At 73.4% G+C, this 18,432-nt stretch carries 14 protein-coding genes; 8 read left to right on the forward strand and 6 right to left on the reverse strand.

Annotated features, from left to right (window positions below; translation table 11 throughout):
• The first annotated feature begins 2 nt into the window (after positions 1 to 2).
• From kdpB to IFT90_RS11955, 5 genes are all read left to right on the forward strand, one after another.
• Positions 3 to 2,231, forward strand: a complete 2,229-nt coding sequence (gene kdpB / locus IFT90_RS11935) for a potassium-transporting ATPase subunit KdpB (protein ID WP_192042445.1) — start codon at positions 3 to 5, stop codon at positions 2,229 to 2,231.
• Between the two features lie 80 nt (positions 2,232 to 2,311).
• Positions 2,312 to 2,917 carry a K(+)-transporting ATPase subunit C gene (gene kdpC / locus IFT90_RS11940; protein ID WP_192042446.1) on the forward strand — a complete coding sequence of 202 codons (606 nt, stop codon included), beginning with the start codon at positions 2,312 to 2,314 and terminating at the stop codon, positions 2,915 to 2,917.
• A 127-nt stretch (positions 2,918 to 3,044) separates the two neighbouring features.
• Complete coding sequence (locus IFT90_RS11945) at positions 3,045 to 5,729, forward strand: ATP-binding protein (protein ID WP_192042447.1); 2,685 nt, start codon at positions 3,045 to 3,047, stop codon at positions 5,727 to 5,729.
• Positions 5,726 to 6,421 carry a response regulator transcription factor gene (locus IFT90_RS11950; protein WP_192042448.1) on the forward strand — a complete coding sequence of 232 codons (696 nt, stop codon included), beginning with the start codon at positions 5,726 to 5,728 and terminating at the stop codon, positions 6,419 to 6,421. The genes IFT90_RS11945 and IFT90_RS11950 overlap by 4 nt, the downstream gene beginning before the upstream one ends.
• 272 nt (positions 6,422 to 6,693) lie before the next feature.
• The gene (locus IFT90_RS11955) at positions 6,694 to 8,643 is read left to right on the forward strand and encodes an APC family permease (RefSeq protein ID WP_192042581.1); all 1,950 of its coding nucleotides are present in this window, start codon (positions 6,694 to 6,696) and stop codon (positions 8,641 to 8,643) included.
• A 149-nt stretch (positions 8,644 to 8,792) separates the two neighbouring features.
• Here IFT90_RS11955 and IFT90_RS11960 read toward each other — a convergent pair whose 3' ends face one another.
• Positions 8,793 to 9,833 carry a hypothetical protein gene (locus IFT90_RS11960; RefSeq protein ID WP_192042449.1) on the reverse strand — a complete coding sequence of 347 codons (1,041 nt, stop codon included), beginning with the start codon at positions 9,831 to 9,833 and terminating at the stop codon, positions 8,793 to 8,795.
• 294 nt (positions 9,834 to 10,127) lie between these two features.
• Between IFT90_RS11960 and glgX the strand changes: the two genes are divergently transcribed.
• Entirely contained in the window at positions 10,128 to 12,209 is a 2,082-nt protein-coding gene (gene glgX / locus IFT90_RS11965) for a glycogen debranching protein GlgX (RefSeq protein WP_192042450.1), read from the forward strand.
• A 149-nt stretch (positions 12,210 to 12,358) separates the two neighbouring features.
• Here the strand turns inward: glgX and IFT90_RS11970 are convergent, their stop codons facing one another.
• Complete coding sequence (locus tag IFT90_RS11970; protein ID WP_192042451.1) at positions 12,359 to 12,634, reverse strand: hypothetical protein; 276 nt, start codon at positions 12,632 to 12,634, stop codon at positions 12,359 to 12,361.
• Between the two features lie 243 nt (positions 12,635 to 12,877).
• Positions 12,878 to 13,780, reverse strand: coding sequence for an aminodeoxychorismate lyase (locus tag IFT90_RS11975; protein WP_192042452.1), 903 nt, complete (start codon positions 13,778 to 13,780; stop codon positions 12,878 to 12,880).
• A gap of 626 nt (positions 13,781 to 14,406) precedes the next feature.
• On the opposite strand from IFT90_RS11975, the gene IFT90_RS11980 reads away from it, so the two are divergent.
• On the forward strand, positions 14,407 to 15,075 hold the full coding sequence (locus IFT90_RS11980) for an HAD-IA family hydrolase (RefSeq protein WP_192042453.1): 669 nt from the start codon (positions 14,407 to 14,409) through the stop codon (positions 15,073 to 15,075).
• Positions 15,076 to 15,102: 27 nt separating this feature from the next.
• Here IFT90_RS11980 and IFT90_RS11985 read toward each other — a convergent pair whose 3' ends face one another.
• The 3 genes from IFT90_RS11985 to IFT90_RS11995 form a co-directional block, all read right to left on the reverse strand.
• The gene (locus IFT90_RS11985) at positions 15,103 to 16,119 is read right to left on the reverse strand and encodes an NAD-dependent epimerase/dehydratase family protein (protein WP_192042454.1); all 1,017 of its coding nucleotides are present in this window, start codon (positions 16,117 to 16,119) and stop codon (positions 15,103 to 15,105) included.
• Positions 16,120 to 16,338: 219 nt separating this feature from the next.
• Positions 16,339 to 17,289, reverse strand: a complete 951-nt coding sequence (locus tag IFT90_RS11990) for a metallophosphoesterase (RefSeq protein WP_192042455.1) — start codon at positions 17,287 to 17,289, stop codon at positions 16,339 to 16,341.
• 70 nt (positions 17,290 to 17,359) lie between these two features.
• Positions 17,360 to 17,776, reverse strand: a complete 417-nt coding sequence (locus IFT90_RS11995) for a hypothetical protein (protein WP_123547070.1) — start codon at positions 17,774 to 17,776, stop codon at positions 17,360 to 17,362.
• Positions 17,777 to 17,942: 166 nt separating this feature from the next.
• Here IFT90_RS11995 and IFT90_RS12000 point away from each other — a divergent pair, with 166 nt between their 5' ends.
• Positions 17,943 to 18,362: a VOC family protein gene (locus IFT90_RS12000; protein ID WP_192042456.1), complete on the forward strand. Its 420-nt coding sequence runs from the start codon at positions 17,943 to 17,945 to the stop codon at positions 18,360 to 18,362.
• The last annotated feature ends 70 nt before the right edge of the window (positions 18,363 to 18,432 follow it).

An 18,432-nucleotide genomic window follows, 5' to 3' on the forward strand; every position in this document is an offset into this window, starting at 1 on the left:
CCATGGCCACCTCCACCGACACACCGACCGACTCGCCGACCGGCTCGTCCGTCGAGTCCACCACCCCCGAGCAGGGCGCCGGCGGCGCGACGGACGGCTCTGCCGGCTCGGGCTCGTCCCGGGGAGGCGGCGCCTTCAGCGTCGCCCAGCTCGCCGTGGCGCTGCCCGGCGCGCTCCGCAAGCTCGACCCCCGCCTGATGTGGCGGAACCCCGTCATGTTCATCGTCGAGGTCGGCGCCGCCTACACGACGGTGCTCGCGGTCGCGGGCCTGTTCGCCGGCCCGCAGACCTCCGGCGGCTCGGCCGTGCCCGGCTCGTTCACCTGGGCCATCGCGCTCTGGCTCTGGGCGACCGTCGTCTTCGCGAACCTCGCCGAGTCCGTGGCCGAGGGCCGCGGCAAGGCGCAGGCCGAGACGCTCCGGGCGACCCGGACCAGCACGACGGCGCGACGCGTGGCCTCGTGGGACGAGACCGGCGACCCCTCGGCCGAGCGCGCCTCCTCGGAGCAGGTGTCGTCGTCCGACCTCGTGCTCGGCGACGTCGTCGTGGTCGTGGCCGGCGAGGTCGTGCCGGGCGACGGCGACGTCGTCTGGGGCATCGCGAGCGTCGACGAGTCGGCCATCACGGGCGAGTCCGCCCCGGTGATCCGCGAGTCCGGCGGCGACCGCAGCGCCGTCACCGGCGGCACCCGCGTGCTGTCCGACCGCGTCGTCGTGCGCATCACGAGCAAGCCCGGCGAGACCTTCGTCGACCGGATGATCAGGCTCGTCGAGGGCGCCTCGCGGCAGAAGACGCCGAACGAGATCGCGCTGAACATCCTGCTCGCGAGCCTCTCGGTCGTCTTCGTCGTCGTGACCCTGACGCTGAACCCCATCGCCGCCTACAGCGACGCGTCGGTGAGCATCCCGGTGCTGATCGCCCTGCTGGTCTGCCTCATCCCCACGACGATCGGCGCGCTGCTCAGCGCCATCGGCATCGCGGGCATGGACCGCCTCGTGCAGCGCAACGTGCTCGCGATGTCGGGCCGGGCCGTCGAGGCCGCGGGCGACGTGACGACCCTGCTGCTCGACAAGACCGGCACCATCACCTACGGCAACCGGCGCGCGTCGGAGTTCGTGCCGCTGGACGGCGTCGCCCCGGGCGAGCTCGTCGACGCCGCGGCGACCGCGTCGCTCAGCGACCCGACCCCCGAGGGGCGCTCGATCGTCGACCTCGCCCTGACGACGGGCTGGCACGAGGGAGGCGCGTCGGGCTCCGCGGGCGACGGGAGCGTCGTCGTGCCGTTCACCGCCCAGACCCGCATGAGCGGCCTCGACCTGCCGGACGGGAGCGTCGTGCGGAAGGGGGCCGCCGCCTCCGTCGTCGCCTGGGCCGAGGAGGCACGCGCCCTGCCCGCAGACGGGCGCGAGCAGCTGCGGGGCCTGGTCGACGCCGTGTCGGAGGCGGGCGGCACGCCGCTGGTCGTCGCCGTCGCGGACGCCACGGGCGAGCGCCGGGTGCTGGGTGTCGTCCACCTCAAGGACGTCGTCAAGGACGGCCTGAGCGAGCGCTTCGCCGAGCTGCGCACGATGGGGATCCGCACCGTGATGGTCACGGGCGACAACCCGCTCACCGCCAAGGCCATAGCGGCCGAGGCCGGCGTCGACGACTACCTCGCCGAGGCGACACCGGAGGACAAGCTCGCGCTGATCCGCCGCGAGCAGGAGGGCGGCGCGCTCGTCGCCATGACCGGCGACGGCACCAACGACGCCCCGGCCCTGGCCCAGGCCGACGTCGGCGTCGCGATGAACACGGGCACGTCGGCCGCGAAGGAGGCCGGCAACATGGTCGACCTCGACAGCGACCCGACGAAGCTGATCGACATCGTGCGCATCGGCAAGCAGCTGCTCATCACCCGCGGCGCCCTGACGACGTTCTCGATCGCGAACGACGTCGCCAAGTACTTCGCGATCATCCCGGCCATGTTCGCCGGGGTGTTCCCGGGGCTCGGGGTGCTGAACGTGATGCAGCTGAGCTCGCCGGCCTCGGCGATCCTCTCGGCGATCGTCTTCAACGCGCTCGTCATCGTCGTGCTCATCCCGCTGGCGCTGCGGGGCGTCGCCTACCGCGCGGCGTCGGCCTCGCAGGTGCTCAGCCGCAACCTGCTGGTCTACGGGGTCGGCGGCGTCGTCGCGCCGTTCGTCGGCATCAAGCTGATCGACCTCGTCGTGGCGCTGATCCCCGGCTACTGAGCGCGCGCCTCCTGCTCGGCCCGCTCCTCCTGCACCACCGCCTCCTGCACCGCACCCGCACCACCAGAAGAAGGAACCCCATGGACACCCGCTCGACGCTGCGCCAGTACGGCACGGCACTCCGCGCGATGGTCGTCGCGACCGTCGTGCTCGGCCTCGGCTACACCCTGCTGGTCACCGGCGTCGGACAGCTCGTGCTGCCGCACCAGGCGGACGGCTCCCGGCTCACCGTGGACGGCGAGGTCGTCGGCTCGTCGCTGCTCGGCCAGTCGTTCGTCGACGCCGACGGGGCCGCCCTGCCCGAGTGGTTCCAGTCGCGTCCCTCGGCGGCGGGCGACGGCTGGGACGCCGGCGCCTCGAGCGGCAGCAACCTCGGCCCGGAGAACGCCGACCTGATCGCCGCGATCGAGGAGCGTCGCGCCGCCGTCGCCTCCCTCGACGGGGTGGACCCCGCGTCGGTGCCCGTCGACGCGCTGACCGCCTCGGCCTCGGGCCTCGACCCGGACATCTCGCCCGAGTGGGCGCGCCAGCAGGTCGAGCGCGTCGCCGCCGCGCGGTCGCTGCCCGTCGACGAGGTGAGCGAGCTCGTCGAGCAGCACGTGCACGGCCGCGAGCTCGGCTACCTGGGGGAGCCCACGGTCGACGTGCTCGAGCTGAACGCCGCGCTGGCGGAGCTCGGGTCGTGAGGGCGGCGGGCGGGGCCGGTGCGACGCGCGCGGCGTGTGCGGCCCGTGCCGTGGGCGTGGCGCGTGCCGCGGGCGTCGCCGTGTGCGCGGCCCCGGACGTGTCGGCGGCGCGTGCGAAGCTGGGCGCATGACACGAGGTCGGCTGCGGGTGCTGCTCGGTGCCGCTCCCGGCGTCGGCAAGACCTTCACGATGCTCGAGGAGGGCGCGAGGCTGCGCGACGAGGGCAAGGACGTCGTGGTGGCCGTGGTCGAGACCCACGGCCGGGCAGCGACCGCCGCCCGGCTTGGCGACCTCGAGGTGGTGCCGCGCGAGCGGCACGTGCACCGCGGGGTCGAGCTCGACGAGATGGACCTGGAGGCGGTGCTCGCCCGGGCGCCGCAGGTCGCGCTCGTCGACGAGCTCGCGCACAGCAACGCCCCGGGCTCCCGGCACGACAAGCGCTGGCGCGACGTGCAGGCCCTGCTCGACGCCGGAATCTCGGTGGTGTCGACCGTCAACGTGCAGCACGTCGAGTCGCTGGCCGACGTCGTCGAGCAGATCACCGGCGCGGCGCAGCACGAGACCGTGCCCGACGCGGTGCTGCGCGCGGCCGACCAGATCGAGGTCGTCGACCTGGCGCCGCAGGCGCTCCGCGACCGGCTTGCGGCGGGCGATGTCTACCCCGCCGCCCGGGTCGACGCGGCGCTCTCGAACTACTTCCGGCTCGGCAACCTCACCGCGCTGCGCGAGCTCGCCCTGCTCTGGCTCGCCGACGAGGTCGACAGTGCCCTCCGCGCGTACCGCGTCGAGCACGGCATCGACGCCGCGTGGGAGGCGCGCGAGCGCGTGGTCGTGGCCCTCACCGGAGGCGCGGAGGGCGAGACCCTGATCCGTCGCGCCGCGCGCATCGCAGCCCGCAGCGCCGGGGGCGAGCTGATCGCCGTGCACGTGAGCACCCCCGACGGCCTCCGGCAGGGCGCGCCCGGCGCGCTCGCCGCCCAGCGCGCCCTCGTCGAGAAGCTCGGCGGCAGCTACCACCAGGTCGTCGGCTCGGACGTGCCGAGGGCGCTGGTCGACTTCGCCAAGGGGGCCGACGCCTCCCAGCTCGTGATCGGCGTCAGCCGGCGCGGGCGGCTCGGGTCGCTCGTCACCGGGCCGGGCATCGGCGCGACCGTGATCCGCGAGTCGGGCCAGCTCGACGTGCACATCGTCACGCACTCGGCGGCCGGCCGGGGCTGGTCGCTGCCCAAGCTCGGCGGGGCCCTGTCGCGCTCGCGGGTCGTCACCGGCTTCGTGCTCGCGGCCGTCGTCGGGCCGCTGCTCACCTGGCTGCTCGCGGGGCACCGCACCGAGGACGGCATCGCGGGCACCGTGCTGCTGTTCCAGCTGCTCGTCGTCGTCGTGGCGGTGACCGGCGGCGTCTGGCCGGCGCTCTTCGCCGCCCTGCTGTCGGGCGTCACGCTCGACCTCTTCTTCATCGCGCCCATCTACAGCGTCACGATCGCCGAGCCGCTGCACCTGCTCGCGCTCGTGCTCTACGTGCTCAACGCCGCCATCGTCAGCTGGGTCGTCGACCAGGCGGCACGGCGCAGCCGGTCGGCGGCCCGGGCCCTCGCCGAGACCGAGCTGCTCGCGACCGTGTCGGGCAGCGTGCTGCGGGGGCAGGACGCGCTGCAGGCGCTCGTCGCGCGCACCCGCGAGGCGTTCGGTCTGAGGCGGGTGCGGGTGCTGTCGGGCGACGAGGTGCTCGGCGACAGCGGGGTGGCGGGCGACGGTGCTGGTGCTGGTGCTGGTGCTGCTGCTGCGGCTGCGGCTGCGGCTGCTGGTGGTGGTGCACGTGCGGGTGGGGCTGCTGCTCGTGCGCGTGCCGGTGCGCCTGATGCGGGTGCCTCGGCCGACGTCTCGACGCTGCCCGCGGGGGAGCACGGCGTGCTCGAGCTCACGGGCGAGCCGCTGCAGGCGGGCGACCGACGCCTCCTCGCCGTGGTCGCCGCGCAGGTCGAGGCGGCGCTCGAGCACTCGGCGCTCACCCGCACGGCCGGCCAGGTCGCGCCGCTCGCCGAGGTCGACCGGATGCGCAGCGCGCTGCTGGCCGCCGTCGGACACGACCTGCGCCGCCCGCTCGCCGCGGCGACCGCCTCCGTCAGCGGCCTGCGCCAGCCCGGCGTCGAGTGGAGCGACGCCGACCGGGACGAGCTGCTCGCCACCGCGTGGGAGAGCCTGGAGTCGCTGTCGTCCCTCGTCACCAACCTGCTCGACGTCAGCCGGGTGCAGGCCGGCGCGCTGGCCGTCCGCACGGCGGTCGTCGACGTCGACGACGTCGTGCTCGGGGCGCTCGACGAGCTCGGGCTCGGGCCCGCCGACGTCGAGCTGGCGCTGCGCGCCTCGGTGCCGGCCGTCGTCGCCGACGCCGTGCTGCTGCAGCGCGTCCTCGTCAACCTGCTCGACAACGCGCTGCGCCACTCGCCCGACGGCACCCTCGTGCGCATCTCGACCAGCGGCTTCGCCGGCCGGGTGGAGGTGCGGGTCGTCGACCGCGGGCCCGGCGTCCCGCCGGAGCGCCGCGACGAGATCACCGTCGCGTTCCAGCGGCTCGGCGACACCGACAACTCCACGGGGCTCGGGCTCGGCCTCGCGCTGAGCAAGGGGTTCACGGAGGCGATGGGCGGCACCCTCACGATGGACGACACCCCGGGCGGCGGCCTCACCGCCGTCGTCTCCCTGCCCGAGGCCCCTGCCCCTGGTGCCGGCGCGGATCCTCACGGGATCCCTACGTCGGGAGCGCGATCGGCGCCTCCTGCGGGCGGTACCGTCGTCGAGGAGGGCCCGTGAAGATCCTGATCGCCGACGACGACCCGCAGATCCTGCGGGCGCTCAAGGTGACCCTCGGCGCCCACGGCTACGAGATCCACACCGCGTCCGACGGCCGTGAGGCCCTCGACGTCGCCATGACGCAGCACCCCGACCTGGTCATGCTCGACCTCGGCATGCCCCGACTCGACGGCGTCGAGGTGATCGCGGGCCTGCGCGGCTGGTCGACCGCCCCCGTGCTCGTGGTCTCCGGGCGCACCGACGCCGCCGACAAGGTCGAGGCGCTCGACGCCGGTGCCGACGACTACGTGACGAAGCCGTTCGCGATGGAGGAGCTGCTCGCGCGGATCCGCGCGCTCACCCGCCGCCTCGCTCCCGGCGACGACGACGCGCCCGTCGTCGAGTTCGGCGACGTGAGGGTCGACCTGTCTGCCACGACGGTGACGCGCGCCGGCGAGCTCGTGCGCCTCACGCCGACCGAGTGGCGCGTGCTCGAGCTGCTGCTGCAGAGCCCCGGCAAGCTCGTCACCCGCGAGACCCTGCTGACGCAGGTGTGGGGCGCGTTCCACGCGAAGGACACGGGCTACCTCCGCCTCTACTTCGCGCAGCTGCGCAAGAAGCTCGAGCCGGTGCCGGCCGAGCCGCGCTACCTCGTCACCGAGCTGGGCATGGGCTACCGCTTCGTGCCGGACGGAGGCGCCGAGAAGCCCTGACCCCAGAGGAGCCAGACCTCAGAGGAGCCAGACCTCAGAGGAGCCTGCCCGCCGAGACCGTCGCCGGGCTGCCCCGCACGTGACCTGCGGGCCCGCCGTGGGCCCGCTGGGCGCCTGCTGCGGACGTCCGAAGTCCTCACGACATCCTTACGGCCGACCGCCCCGTGCCGCCTCGCGCCGGGCGTAGCGTTGCTCCGTCGAGCCGTCCCGGGTGCGACGAGCGACGAGAGGTCACCGTGTCCACGACGTCCGAGCAGCGCGACGCCGACGCGCTGGAACCGGCGCTCTCCCGCACGTCGGGGTCGCGCCTCCGTGGCTGGCTGCTGGGCGGCCTCTCCGAGAACAGCGGAGCCCACCAGGGGCCGCACGCCACCACCGTCGAGAAGACGCACTCGTGGTGGCGCGTCATGTGCCTCACCGGGGTCGACTACTTCTCGACCCTCGGCTACCAGCCGGCGATCGCCGCCGTCGCGGCCGGCCTGCTCTCGCCGCTGGCGACGATCGTGCTCGTGCTGCTGACCCTCTTCGGCGCGCTGCCCGTCTACCGCCGCGTGGCCCGTGAGAGCCCCCGCGGCGAGGGCTCGATCGCGATGCTCGAGCGCCTGCTGCCCTGGTGGGGCGGCAAGGTCTTCGTGCTCGTTCTGCTCGGCTTCGCCGCCACCGACTTCATGATCACCATCACCCTCTCAGCCGCCGACGCCACGGCGCACGCCGTCGAGAACCCCTTCGCGCCGTCGTGGTTCCACGGCGCCGAGGTGCCGATCACGTTGTTCCTGGTCGCGCTGCTGGCCGCGGTGTTCCTCCGGGGGTTCAAGGAGGCGATCGGCATCGCCGTCGTCCTGGTCGGCGTGTTCCTGGCGCTGAACCTCGTCGTGATCGCCGTGGCGCTCGCCCACGTCGCCGAGAACCCGGTCGTCATCGGGAACTGGTGGCAGGCGCTGACCGTCCAGCACGGCAACCCGCTCGTCATGGTGGGCATCGCGCTGATCGTGTTCCCGAAGCTCGCGCTCGGCCTGTCGGGGTTCGAGACCGGCGTCGCCGTCATGCCGCAGATCACCGGCGACGCGAGCGACACCCCGCAGCAGCCGGTCGGCCGGATCCGCGGCGCGCGCCGCCTGCTCACGTCGGCCGCGATCATCATGAGCTCGTTCCTCATCCTGTCGAGCTTCGTGACCACGCTGTTGATCCCGCAGGAGGAGTTCCAGTCGGGAGGCGAGGCGAACGGCCGTGCCCTCGCCTACCTCGCGCACGCCTACCTCGGCAACGGCTTCGGCACCCTCTACGACGTCGCCACCATCTGCATCCTCTGGTTCGCCGGTGCCTCGGCGATGGCGGGGCTGCTCAACATCGTGCCCCGCTACCTGCCGCGCTACGGCATGGCGCCGCAGTGGGCGCGGGCCGTGCGGCCGCTCGTGCTCGTCTTCACGGCGATCGCCTTCGTCATCACGATCGTGTTCGACGCCGACGTGGACGCCCAGGGCGGGGCGTACGCGACGGGGGTGCTCGTGCTGATCACCAGCGCCTCCGTGGCGGTGACCCTGTCCGCGCGCCGGGCGCGTCAACGGAAGCGGACCGTCGCCTTCGGCGTCATCGCGGTCGTCTTCGTCTACACGACCGTCGTCAACGTGGTCGAGCGTCCCGACGGCGTCCGGATCGCCGCGATCTTCATCGTGGGCATCATGGCGGTGTCGCTGATCTCGCGGGTGCGGCGGTCGTTCCAGCTGCGCGCGACGTCGATCTCGTTCGACGACACGTCGCTCGGCTACGTCCGCGAGGACGCCGACGAGTACGGCTCGATCCGCATCATCGCGCACGAGCCGGGTCGCGAGGTCGCCGAGATCTACAAGAAGAAGCTGAGCGCGGAGCGCAAGTACAGCGGCATCCCGCAGCGCTCGCCCGTGATCTTCCTCGAGGTGCACCCGGGCGACTCGTCCGACTTCGAGGAGGACCTCGAGGTCACCGGCTGCGTCGTGCACGGCTACCGCGTGCTGCGCGTCACGAGCGGCGCCGTGCCCAACACGATCGCGTCGGTGCTGCTCGCGGTGCGCGACGAGACCGGGGTCGTGCCCGACGTCTACTTCGAGTGGACCGAGGGCAGCCCGCTGTCGAACATGGGACGGTTCCTGGTGACCGGGGCCGGCGAGGTGGCGCCCGTGACGCGCGAGGTGCTGAGGCAGGCGGAGCCGCACCGCTCGCGCCGCCCCGACGTGCACGTCAGCTAACCGCCGCCCCGCCGGCCGCCGCCCGAGGGCGCCGCCGCCGCCGCGCCCCAGCTCGCCTGCCCACCGCCTCCCTCCCCCTTCCGAACCGCGTTCCGAACCATGAACCGCGAAAAAACGCGGTTCATGGTTCGGAACGCGGTTCATCGCGGTCAGCCGACGAAGCGCCTCAGGGCGATGCGGGCAGCGGAGTCGACCCGTCGCGGGTCGAGCCCCACCCCCACGCCCTGCAGCAGTTCGGCCAGTCGGCGAGGCTGGACGATGTCGAGGTACTCGCAGTGGACCACGTGCTCGATGTCGTCCGACTCGAGGAGGCGTCTGTCGCGCCGCCCACGGTCGCGCACGACCTCTGCAGGGGTGCGTCCCGCGAGCATCGTGGGGTCGGTCAGCTTGATCAGCCCGTTGAACTCCAGGGCGACGCCGTGCTTCGCGAGGAAGATGTCGCAGCGCCCGGCGAATCGACCTCGGCTCTCGAACGACCGCTGCAGATGGACGTCGGAGAGCCCTAGTTCGAAGAGGAGGAGACGGAGCAGGGACTCGCCGCCGTTCTCGGCCCAGGGCGACGCGAACTGCACGACGCGGCGCGCGGCGCGGTCGCCCGGCCGTGAACCGTCGCCGATGCGCTGGAGGAGCTGCGTCCGGACCGTGGCGAGACGTTCGACGACACCGGGGCTCGTCTCGTGGCCGCGAGGGAGGACGAGACGACGCAGCACCGCGTCGACACAGAGGACGGCGTCGGCGAAGGGAGACGTGCGCGACACGTCGACGGCCGTCCTGGAGAGATCTGTGACGCAGAGTCCGTGCACGAGCGACGTCTCGCTGGCGGGGGCCCGCCCCGGACGCCGGAGCAGGTGAGTCGAGCGGGCGGTCGTCGTCCGCCGCGGATCGACCACGGTGACGACGTCCGGCATCGCCGGGGAGACGGCCGGCAGATCGTGCAGGACCGCTGCCGACGTGTGCGACACGACGCAGACGTCGGCCAGGCCCAGGGCGACTGCTCTCGCGAGCACGACGTGTAGACCGCGCTCATCGAGACGACGGAAGTCGTCTGCCCGGAGGTACGTCCCCTGGTGGATCCTCACGAGCTGGCCCCGTCGGACGCTCCTCCGCAGGGCCGCGGTCTCTCTGGCACCGTCTCCGTGCGTGGCGGCGAAGAGCAGCTCGCAGCGGGAGGGGTCGGTCGTGTCGTCCACGGCTTGAGGCTGACGGAGACCGGCGTCGCGAGCCTGCGCCGCACCTCCCCGATGGGGACGTTGGGGCGAGGACGGCAACTGTGGAGGAGGAGCCACCAAGCCCCATGAACCGGGTTCCGAACCATGAACCGCGATAAAACGCGGTTCATGGTTCGGAACGCGGTTCCCGGCGTGGCGGGGCATGGGCGGGCGGAGGCACGGGCTAGGCGCGCGGAGCGCGCGCAGGGCGGCGGGGTACAGCGGGCCGGGCGCTCAGCTTGGCCCCCGCAGCCGCGCAGCCTGTATGTCTGGTGCATGACCGCTTCTCGCTCCCTGCCCTACCCCCTCGGCGTCACGCCCCTCGAGGGCGGCGGCGCCCACGTCGCCGTGTACTCCGAGACCGCCGACAAGATCTGGTTCTGCCTGTTCCACGACGCGGACGACGGCACCGACGGCACCGGCAGCACCGGCGGCACCGAGACCCGCTTCGAGCTCACCGAGCGCACCGGCCACGTGTTCCACACCGTCGTCGAGGAGGCGCGCGTCGGCTCCCGCTACGGCCTGCGTGTCGCAGGCCCCTGGGACCCGGCCGCCGGCCTCCGCCACAACGAGAACAAGCTGCTGCTCGACCCCTACGCCACGGCCCTCGACGGCCGCTTCGACTGGGGCCAGGCCGTCTTCGGCCACGACATGGACGAGCCCGGGACGATGGACACGACCGACTCCGCGTCGGCCATGCCGCGCAACGTGATCGCCGACCGCGACTTCGACTGGGGCTCCGACGAGCGCCCGCTGACCGCCCTCGAGGACACGGTCGTGTACGAGGTGCACGTCAAGGGCTTCACGCAGCAGCACCCGGACGTGCCCGAGGAGATCCGCGGCACCTACGCGGGCCTCGCGCACCCGGCCGCGATCAAGTACTTCACCGACCTCGGCGTCACCGCCGTCGAGCTGCTGCCGACGCACCAGTTCGTGCAGGACAGCCACCTCGAGGAGAAGGGCCTCCGCAACTACTGGGGCTACAACTCCATCGGCTTCTTCGCGCCGCACGACGAGTACGCCTCGGAGGCGGCAGGCACGCGAGGCGGCCAGGTCGCGGAGTTCAAGGCCATGGTCAAGGCCTTCCACGAGGCCGGCCTCGAGGTGTGGATGGACGTCGTCTACAACCACACGGCCGAGGGCAACCACATGGGCCCGACGATCTCGTTCAAGGGCATCGACAACGCGTCGTACTACCGCCTGGTCGAGGGCGAGGAGTCGGCGTACTTCGACACCACCGGCACCGGCAACAGCCTGAACGTCAGCCACCCGGCGGCGCTCGGCCTGATCATGGACAGCCTGCGCTACTGGGTCACCGAGATGCACGTCGACGGCTTCCGCTTCGACCTGGCGACGACGCTGACGCGTCAGGGCGGCGAGGCCAGCGAGCACAGCGCGTTCCTCACGCTGATCCACCAGGACCCGGTGCTGCAGAGCGTCAAGATGATCGCCGAGCCGTGGGACACCGCCGGCTACCAGGTCGGCGGCTTCCCGGCCGACTGGTCGGAGTGGAACGGCAAGTTCCGCGACGACGTCCGCGAGTTCTGGAACGGCGAGCCCGGCGTCCTGTCGACCTTCTCCGACCGCGTGCTCGGCAGCCCCGACGTCTACGAGGACTCGCGCCGCTCGCCCCTCTCGAGCGTCAACTTCGTCACCGCGCACGACGGCTTCACGTTGGCCGACCTGACGATGTACGCCGAGAAGCACAACGACGCCAACGGCGAGGACAACCAGGACGGCGAGAGCGACAACAAGTCGTTCAACGGCGGCGTCGAGGGCCCGACCGACGACGGCGCCGTCAACGAGTACCGCGACCGCCAGCGCCGCAACTTCCTCGGGACGCTGCTGATCAGCGCGGGCGTGCCGATGATCCTCGGCGGCGACGAGATCGCGCGCAGCCAGGGCGGCAACAACAACGCCTACTGCCAGGACAGCGAGATCTCGTGGTTCGACTGGGAGCGCGCCGACCGCGACCTGCTCGCCTTCACGACCGAGCTGATCACGCTGCGTCGCGAGAACCCGGCGCTGCGCCCCGACTGGTTCCGCTACGCGCCCGAGGTCGAGAGCGACGACCACGTGCAGGTGCGCCGCGCCGACGACCACTCGTTCTCGACGGGCGACTGGCAGCAGGGCGAGAACAAGGCGATCACCTTCGTGCTCACGCACAAGGACGCCGACGCCTTCGCCTACCTCACCAACGGCTCGACGAGCGTCGTCGAGTTCCAGGTGCCCGAGGCGCCGCACGGGGAGTGGGAGCTCGCCAGCTCGAGCGACCCCGACCAGCAGGTCGAGGGCCCGGTGACGACGCTGCTCGTGCGCGACGCGAGCTTCACGCTGCTCCGCAGCCGCGCCTCTTAGGGGCACCAGGCGAGAGCCGACCCGAGGAGGCGGGCGTCGCCTCCTCGGGTCGGGTCACGCCGGTCCCGGGAACAGGACCGCGGACGAGAACGCCGGAGGGCGGGCACCCAGGGGTGCCCGCCCTCCGGCGTGTGGTCGGGTCGGAGGCGTCAGGCCGTCGCGAGGTGCCGCGCGGGCTCGACGAAGAAGTCGGCGTAGGAAGGGCCTGCGGCGACGACGGGCACACGCGGCGCCCGCGAGGTGCGGCGGCGCTTCGGGTACGCGCCGATGCGGGCCGGCGCGACGCTGGACTCGCGGCGGTAGGAGCTGTCGCTGGTGACGTCGACCCGGGAGCGGACGTGCTGGACGAGCTGCTCCGGGACGAGGCCGGCGAGGTCGCGGGCCGACACGGAGCGGAGAGGGGAGCGGGGGGTCGATGCGGACATGTTCGGCTCATTCCTGGCGCCCTGCGAACGCCTGATCGAACTGCGGATGATGGCTGCGCCGCCGTGAATCGGCACGTCCCCACCATCGCAGTCGACCCCGGAAGTGTCTAGCTCACCTAAGCATTGTTCGCGTCGCGGATACCCGCACTACCACGTGAGCCGCCCTCATGGCCGGTCGGCCGCTTCGCGTCGCGCGCCCGGTCGGCCTCGCGGCGTCGCATCCGCCGCGTCGGACGAGCCCGGTCAGACGCGCCGGTCGACGAGCGCGTCGGCCAGCTGCCGGGTGACCTCGGCGTCGATCGCCACCGGCTCGCCGTCCAGCGACGAGAGCGGCGCGACCAGCCGGCCGCTCGAGACGAGCCAGAGCGCGTCGGCCCGGCGCACCTCGTCCATCGGCAGCAACACCTCGGCGACCTCGTGCCCCAGCGAGCGCAGCACCTCGAAGGCCGCGGCCTGGGTCGTGCCCTCCAGGATCCCCTGGTCGGTGCGCGGCGTGACGTAGACGCCGTCGAGGCGCGCGATGAGCGACGCCGACGGCCCCTCGAGCGCGTAGCCGTCGCTGCTCACGAAGAGCACGTCGTCGGCTCCCCGGCGGGCGGCCTCGCGCAGCACGCTCTTGTTGACGGCGTACGACAGCGTCTTGGCGCCCTGCAGCAGCCACGGCGAGGTCTGTGCGACGTCGTGCCGGTAGCCGCGGTCGAGCGACACGACGCGGATGCCGTGCACGCGCTCGGCGTCGTGGTCGGGCATCAGCTCGGTGCGCACCCACGCCGTGGGCGAGCCGTCGCCTCCCTCGATCCCTCGCGTCACGACGAGCTTCTGCAGGAGGAGCGGCGCCGGCTCGTGCAGCCTGGCCGACTCGAGGCAGGCGGCCCGGATCACGTCGAGGTCGAGCTCGGGCAGGTCGAGCAGGGCCGCCGAGCGGGCGAGCCGGGCGAGGTGCGGCTCGAGTGCCTGGATCGAGCCGTGCGAGACGCCGAGGCCCTCGAAGATCCCGTCGCCGCGGGTGACGCCGAGGTCGGTGACGTGGATCGTGTGCTCGGACGGCTCGACGACTCGCCAGCCCGTCTCGCCCGGACCGAGCGGGGGTCCGCCCGCGGCCGCTCGGTCGATCATCACGAGCACGGGAGGCGGGGCGTCGGTCATGGGGGCGACGCTAGCAGCGCCCCAGGTCCACGGGGTGGTCGCTAGACGGACTAGTCAGAGCGTCTAACGAAAGTGGATGGTGACCAGGCTTTTTCGTCAGAGTCAACCCCTGTCGGGGAGTCGCCTGCGGCCGTAGGCTGGCGGAGCCCGCCTCGAGCAGGCACGTGGCTCTCCGCACCGTCGGAGCTTCACGCAGGGACGATCGCTGCGGAGGGTCACGAGGGGCAGGCACGCGACACGTCGCCGCCGGGCCCGTCGCCTCCCGGCCTCACGCCGCCGTCTGGCCGATCCTCCGAGGAGGGGCCGCGCCCCTCGAGCGAGGAGCGCGACCCGGATGCCGCTGCGCGAGCGTGAGCTTCACGGGCAGGGAACGCTCGCGGGGAGCGACATCCTGTGGGACCGGTGAGGTCCCGACACGACAAGGCTACGCGTTCCGTCGAGTCCCCCGGAAGGGGGCCAGTCGACGTGCACGGCATGCACAGGCTGCACGGAGCAGCCCGGCCGGGCCCGTTCCCCGGCGAGGTCCCCCGTCCTGCCCACGACCGTGCCGTCCATCACCGTGCCGTCCACGGCCGTCCAGGGCCGTCCACGACCGTCCCGCCTGGGTCGTGCGCCAGACTGACGCCATGAGTCCCGAGCAGCCCCGCACGACCCTGACCGCCCGGGCGGTCGTCTTCGACATGGACGGGACGCTCGTCGACTCGACCGCCCTCGTCGAGCGCATCTGGACCGAGTGGTGCGGCCCGCTCGGCCTGCACCCCGGCGAGGTGCTGGCCTTCGCGCACGGTCGGCAGACCGCGGACACGGTCCGGCGGTTCCTGCCCGAGCTGGACGAGGAGGCGGTGCTCCGGCACGTCGACGCGCTGCTGTCGGTCGAGGGCGAGGCCCCTGACGGCGTGGTGGAGATCCCCGGCGCGGCCGCGTTCGTCACCGCCCTGCCCGTGCAGCTCGTCGCGCTGGTGACGAGCGCCCCGGGGACCATCGCGCGGAGCCGCACCGCCGTCGCGGGGGTCGGGCTGCCCGCGGTCGTGCTCGCCTCCGAGGACGTGCCCGTCGGCAAGCCCGCTCCCGACGGGTACCTGCGGGCGGCCGAGCTGCTGGGCGTCGAGCCGGGCGACGTCGTCGTCTTCGAGGACGCGGAGGCGGGGCTGCAGGCTGCGCGCGCCTCCGGGGCCCAGGTCGTGGTCGTGGGCGACCACGACGGGCCGGCCGCCGAGGGGCTGACGCGCATCGCCGACTACCGCGGTGCCGCGGTCGAGCTCGGCGACGACGGGCTGATCACGATCACGCTCTGAGCCTGGGCGGCAGCGCCCGCGCGGCTGTCAGCCGCTGAGCGGGTGCGAGCCGGCGTGCGAGTCGCGCCGGCCGATCGCGCGGGCGAAGGCGCGCAGCGTGTCGCCGGAGGAGTGCCGGGGCGTCCAGCCGAGCTGCTCGCGCGCGGCGTCCGTCGACATGACGGGGACCTTCGCGGCGATGTCGAGCCAGCCGGGCTCCGTCGGCTGCAGGCGCAGCAGCCACGTCACGAGCGCCGCGGCGCGCATCACGCGGTAGGGCACGGGCAGCAGCCGCGTGCCGAACGCCTCCGCCACCATCTGGGGATCGACGATCGGCTCTGCCGCGAGGTTGAAGGCCCCGCCCACCCGGCGGTCGATCGCGCGCCAGAAGGCGTCGGCGACGTCCTCGGCGTGCACGACCTGCGACACGAAGCGCGGCGCGAGGGGGAGGAAGGGGAGGCGGTGGTGCTGCATCCACCGGGTCGGGACCCAGCGGCCGAGGAACAGGCCGATGATCTCGCTCGCGGCGGCAGGCTGGAACACGAGCCCGGGACGCATCCGGGTCAGGACGACGTCGGGGTGCTTCGCTGCCCACGCGTCCATCAGGCGTTCGTTGACCGCCTTGTGCTTCGAGTAGCTCGACCGGCGCACGCCCTTGGTCTTGTAGGACTCCGAGACGCGACGCGACTTGGGGCCGCGGCTGTAGGCGCCGACGGACGACGCGACGAGCACGTGCGGCACCCCGGCCAGGGCGACGGCGTCGAGCACGTGGCGGGTCCCGACGACGTTGGTGCGCCACATCGCGTCGCGGTCGTGGCTCGGCTGCAGCGCCCAGCCGAGGTGCACGACGGCGTCGGCGCCGACGAAGGCGCGGGCCAGCCGGTCGGGCGAGGCGTCGTCGCCGACGTCGAGGGTGAACCACTGGACGTCGCCGTACGGCGGCGAGGCCGTGCGGGGCGCACGACGGGCGATGCCGACCAGCTCGGTGACGTCGGCTTCGGACTGGAGCCGCGTCAACAGGGCCGTGCCCAGGTTGCCGGTGGCTCCGACGACGACCACGCGCATGCTGCGGTCTCCCTCGCATAGCTCTCGGACAGGTGTGGACGCCTCGGCCCGCCCACGCGGACCCGACGTCGCCTCGACCCTACGCGGCGCGCCTGGGCCGACGCCCGGCACCGCCCGCCGCCCGGGGTCGCCCGCCCCCGTCGCGGGCACGTCGAGTTGCTCCGAACGGCTGCCTGGCCGTCGAGGAGGCGACCGTTCGGGGCAACTCGATCACGCTCGTCAGGAGGAGGAGGAGGAGGAGGAGGAGGGGGCCGGGGCACCGGCGGCCGCGGCGATCGCGCGCACCGCCTCCTCGTCGAGGACGAACACCTCGTCGCCGTCGTGCTCGTCGTGCACCCGCACCGGCGTCGAGCGCACCGAGCCGTCGGGGAGCAGGTCGACGAGGAGGAACCCCGACCCGCGCACGGCCCGCTCCGTGCCGTGCGGCGCGCAGACGTCGGTCTCGTTGGCGACGGCGGGCGCGACGAGCACGGGCAGGCCCGCCAGCGAGCCGACCACGTGGCGGTGGTAGTGGCCGGCGAGGACGACGCGGACGTCCGTTCCCTCGACCGCCTCGGTCAGCGCCTCCGGGGCCTGCAGGGCCAGCGACTGGTGCAGGGTGGTGGGCGCGGGGAGCGGCGGGTGGTGCAGCACGACCACGGTGCCGCGCGGCGCGGGCTCGGCGAGCAGGTCGCGGAGGCGGTCGAGCTGCTCCGGCCGCAGCAGGCCGTAGCCGGCCCGCGGCACCGAGGTGTCGAGGGTGACGACGCGCCAGCCGTCGACGAGCGAGACGCCGTCGACGGGGCGCGCGGCGTCAGGTCGCTCGCGGGCTGGCTGGCCGGCGTCGGGCCGGGCGCCGTGCGCGAGGTGGCCGTCGCCGAGCACCTCCGTGAAGCCGGCGCGCAGGTCGTGGTTGCCGGGCACGAGGACGACGTCGACCTGACCGTCCCGGCTCGTGGCCCAGGCCTCGACCCGGTCGCGCAGCAGGGCGTAGGAGGCGGTGCTCCCGTCGTCCGACAGGTCGCCCGAGCCGACGAGCAGCCGGACGCCGTCGACCCGGGCCGCCTCGGCGAGGACGCGGTCGAGGGCGGCGAGCGTGTCGACGGAGCCCTGGTGCAGGCTCCCGTCGCCGCTCAGGTGGGAGTCGCTCAGGTGGACGACGCGCAGGGCTCCGGGCGGAAGGGCGAACATGCGCCGACCCTACTGGCCGCCACCGCCTCCTCCTCGACCGACCGCACGACCGGACGAGGGGTCGGCGCGGCTAGGCCAGGAACTGCTCGACGGGCCCGAGGCGCGCGTCGAGCTTGGCGCCGAGCTCGGCGAACATCGCGGTGACCGCGTCCCACTGCTCGTGCGAGGGGTTCTGCGGCTCGACGTAGAGGCCGTAGAAACGGCGGCCGAGCGCGAGGGTCTCGAGCAGCACGGTCTCGGTGTCGTCGAGGAACTGCGTGCCGTCCTTGTTCAGGTCGGACGGCGACACGTTCAGGCCGGTCAGGGTGCGGAACCCGCCCGCCGTCAGCGCCTTCGCGGTCGCCGACCGGGAGAGCCGCGGCAGTCGTTCCCGGCCGCCGCGCGGGTCGCCGTGGATCGTGCTCGCCTCGAGGCGGGCCCGGACGTGCGCGAAGACGAGCTCCGGCTCGAGCACGGGGTGGGTGCCCGGGGGCGGAGGGGTGGCCATCCGTCAACTGTGGCAGGGCGCGCGACGCCCGGTCACGCCCAGTTCGGGGCCGACCCGGCCGGGGGTGGTGGCGCCTCCTCGACGCTGCCATCATGCCGGGAGGCAGCGCGGCCGCCGGCCCACGCCGCCCTCCCGACGTGCCGGCGACACGACCGAGGGAGCACCGATGTCCGTCCAGCTCACGCCGTATCTCGCTTTCCGCGCCCAGGCCCGCGAGGCGCTCGACTTCTACGCCTCCGTGTTCGGCGGCGTCCCCACCTACAGCAGCTACTCCGAGTTCGGCATGGGCGGCGAGGGCGAGGGCGACAAGGTCATGCACGGGCAGCTCGCGACCCCGCACGGGCTCCTCCTCATGGCGGCCGACCGGCCCGACTCGGTCCCGCTCGAGAGCGAGAACGCGATCTCGCTGTCGCTCTTCGGCGCCGCCGAGGACGAGGACCGGCTGACCGGCTGGTTCGCTGCGCTCGCCGAGGGCGGCACGGTCCACGAGCAGCTCGCGAAGGCGCCGTGGGGCGACAGCTTCGGCCAGCTCGACGACCGGTTCGGCATCCACTGGATGGTGAACATCGGCGGCGAGGCGGCCTGAGGCGCCGAGGTCGGCCCAGGGCGAGGGAGCCGAGGAGGTGCGGGGCGGCCGGGCAGCCGCGCAGCACCTC

Source organism: Frigoribacterium sp. CFBP 8766 (assembly GCF_014841435.1).
In the GTDB taxonomy this organism is placed as follows: domain Bacteria; phylum Actinomycetota; class Actinomycetes; order Actinomycetales; family Microbacteriaceae; genus Frigoribacterium.

Bases quoted from the DNA above. Each gene is read 5' to 3' on its own strand.
- IFT90_RS11945 (WP_192042447.1), top strand. From the start codon at position 3,045: ATGACACGAGGTCGGCTGCGGGTGCTGCTCGGTGCCGCTCCCGGCGTC.
- IFT90_RS11990 (WP_192042455.1), bottom strand. From the start codon at position 17,289: ATGTTCGCCCTTCCGCCCGGAGCCCTGCGCGTCGTCCACCTGAGCGAC.
- kdpC (WP_192042446.1), top strand. From the start codon at position 2,312: ATGGACACCCGCTCGACGCTGCGCCAGTACGGCACGGCACTCCGCGCG.
- IFT90_RS11985 (WP_192042454.1), bottom strand. From the start codon at position 16,119: ATGCGCGTGGTCGTCGTCGGAGCCACCGGCAACCTGGGCACGGCCCTG.
- IFT90_RS11980 (WP_192042453.1), top strand. From the start codon at position 14,407: ATGAGTCCCGAGCAGCCCCGCACGACCCTGACCGCCCGGGCGGTCGTC.
- glgX (WP_192042450.1), top strand. From the start codon at position 10,128: ATGACCGCTTCTCGCTCCCTGCCCTACCCCCTCGGCGTCACGCCCCTC.
- IFT90_RS11995 (WP_123547070.1), bottom strand. From the start codon at position 17,776: ATGGCCACCCCTCCGCCCCCGGGCACCCACCCCGTGCTCGAGCCGGAG.
- IFT90_RS12000 (WP_192042456.1), top strand. From the start codon at position 17,943: ATGTCCGTCCAGCTCACGCCGTATCTCGCTTTCCGCGCCCAGGCCCGC.
- IFT90_RS11970 (WP_192042451.1), bottom strand. From the start codon at position 12,634: ATGTCCGCATCGACCCCCCGCTCCCCTCTCCGCTCCGTGTCGGCCCGC.
- kdpB (WP_192042445.1), top strand. From the start codon at position 3: ATGGCCACCTCCACCGACACACCGACCGACTCGCCGACCGGCTCGTCC.
- IFT90_RS11975 (WP_192042452.1), bottom strand. From the start codon at position 13,780: ATGACCGACGCCCCGCCTCCCGTGCTCGTGATGATCGACCGAGCGGCC.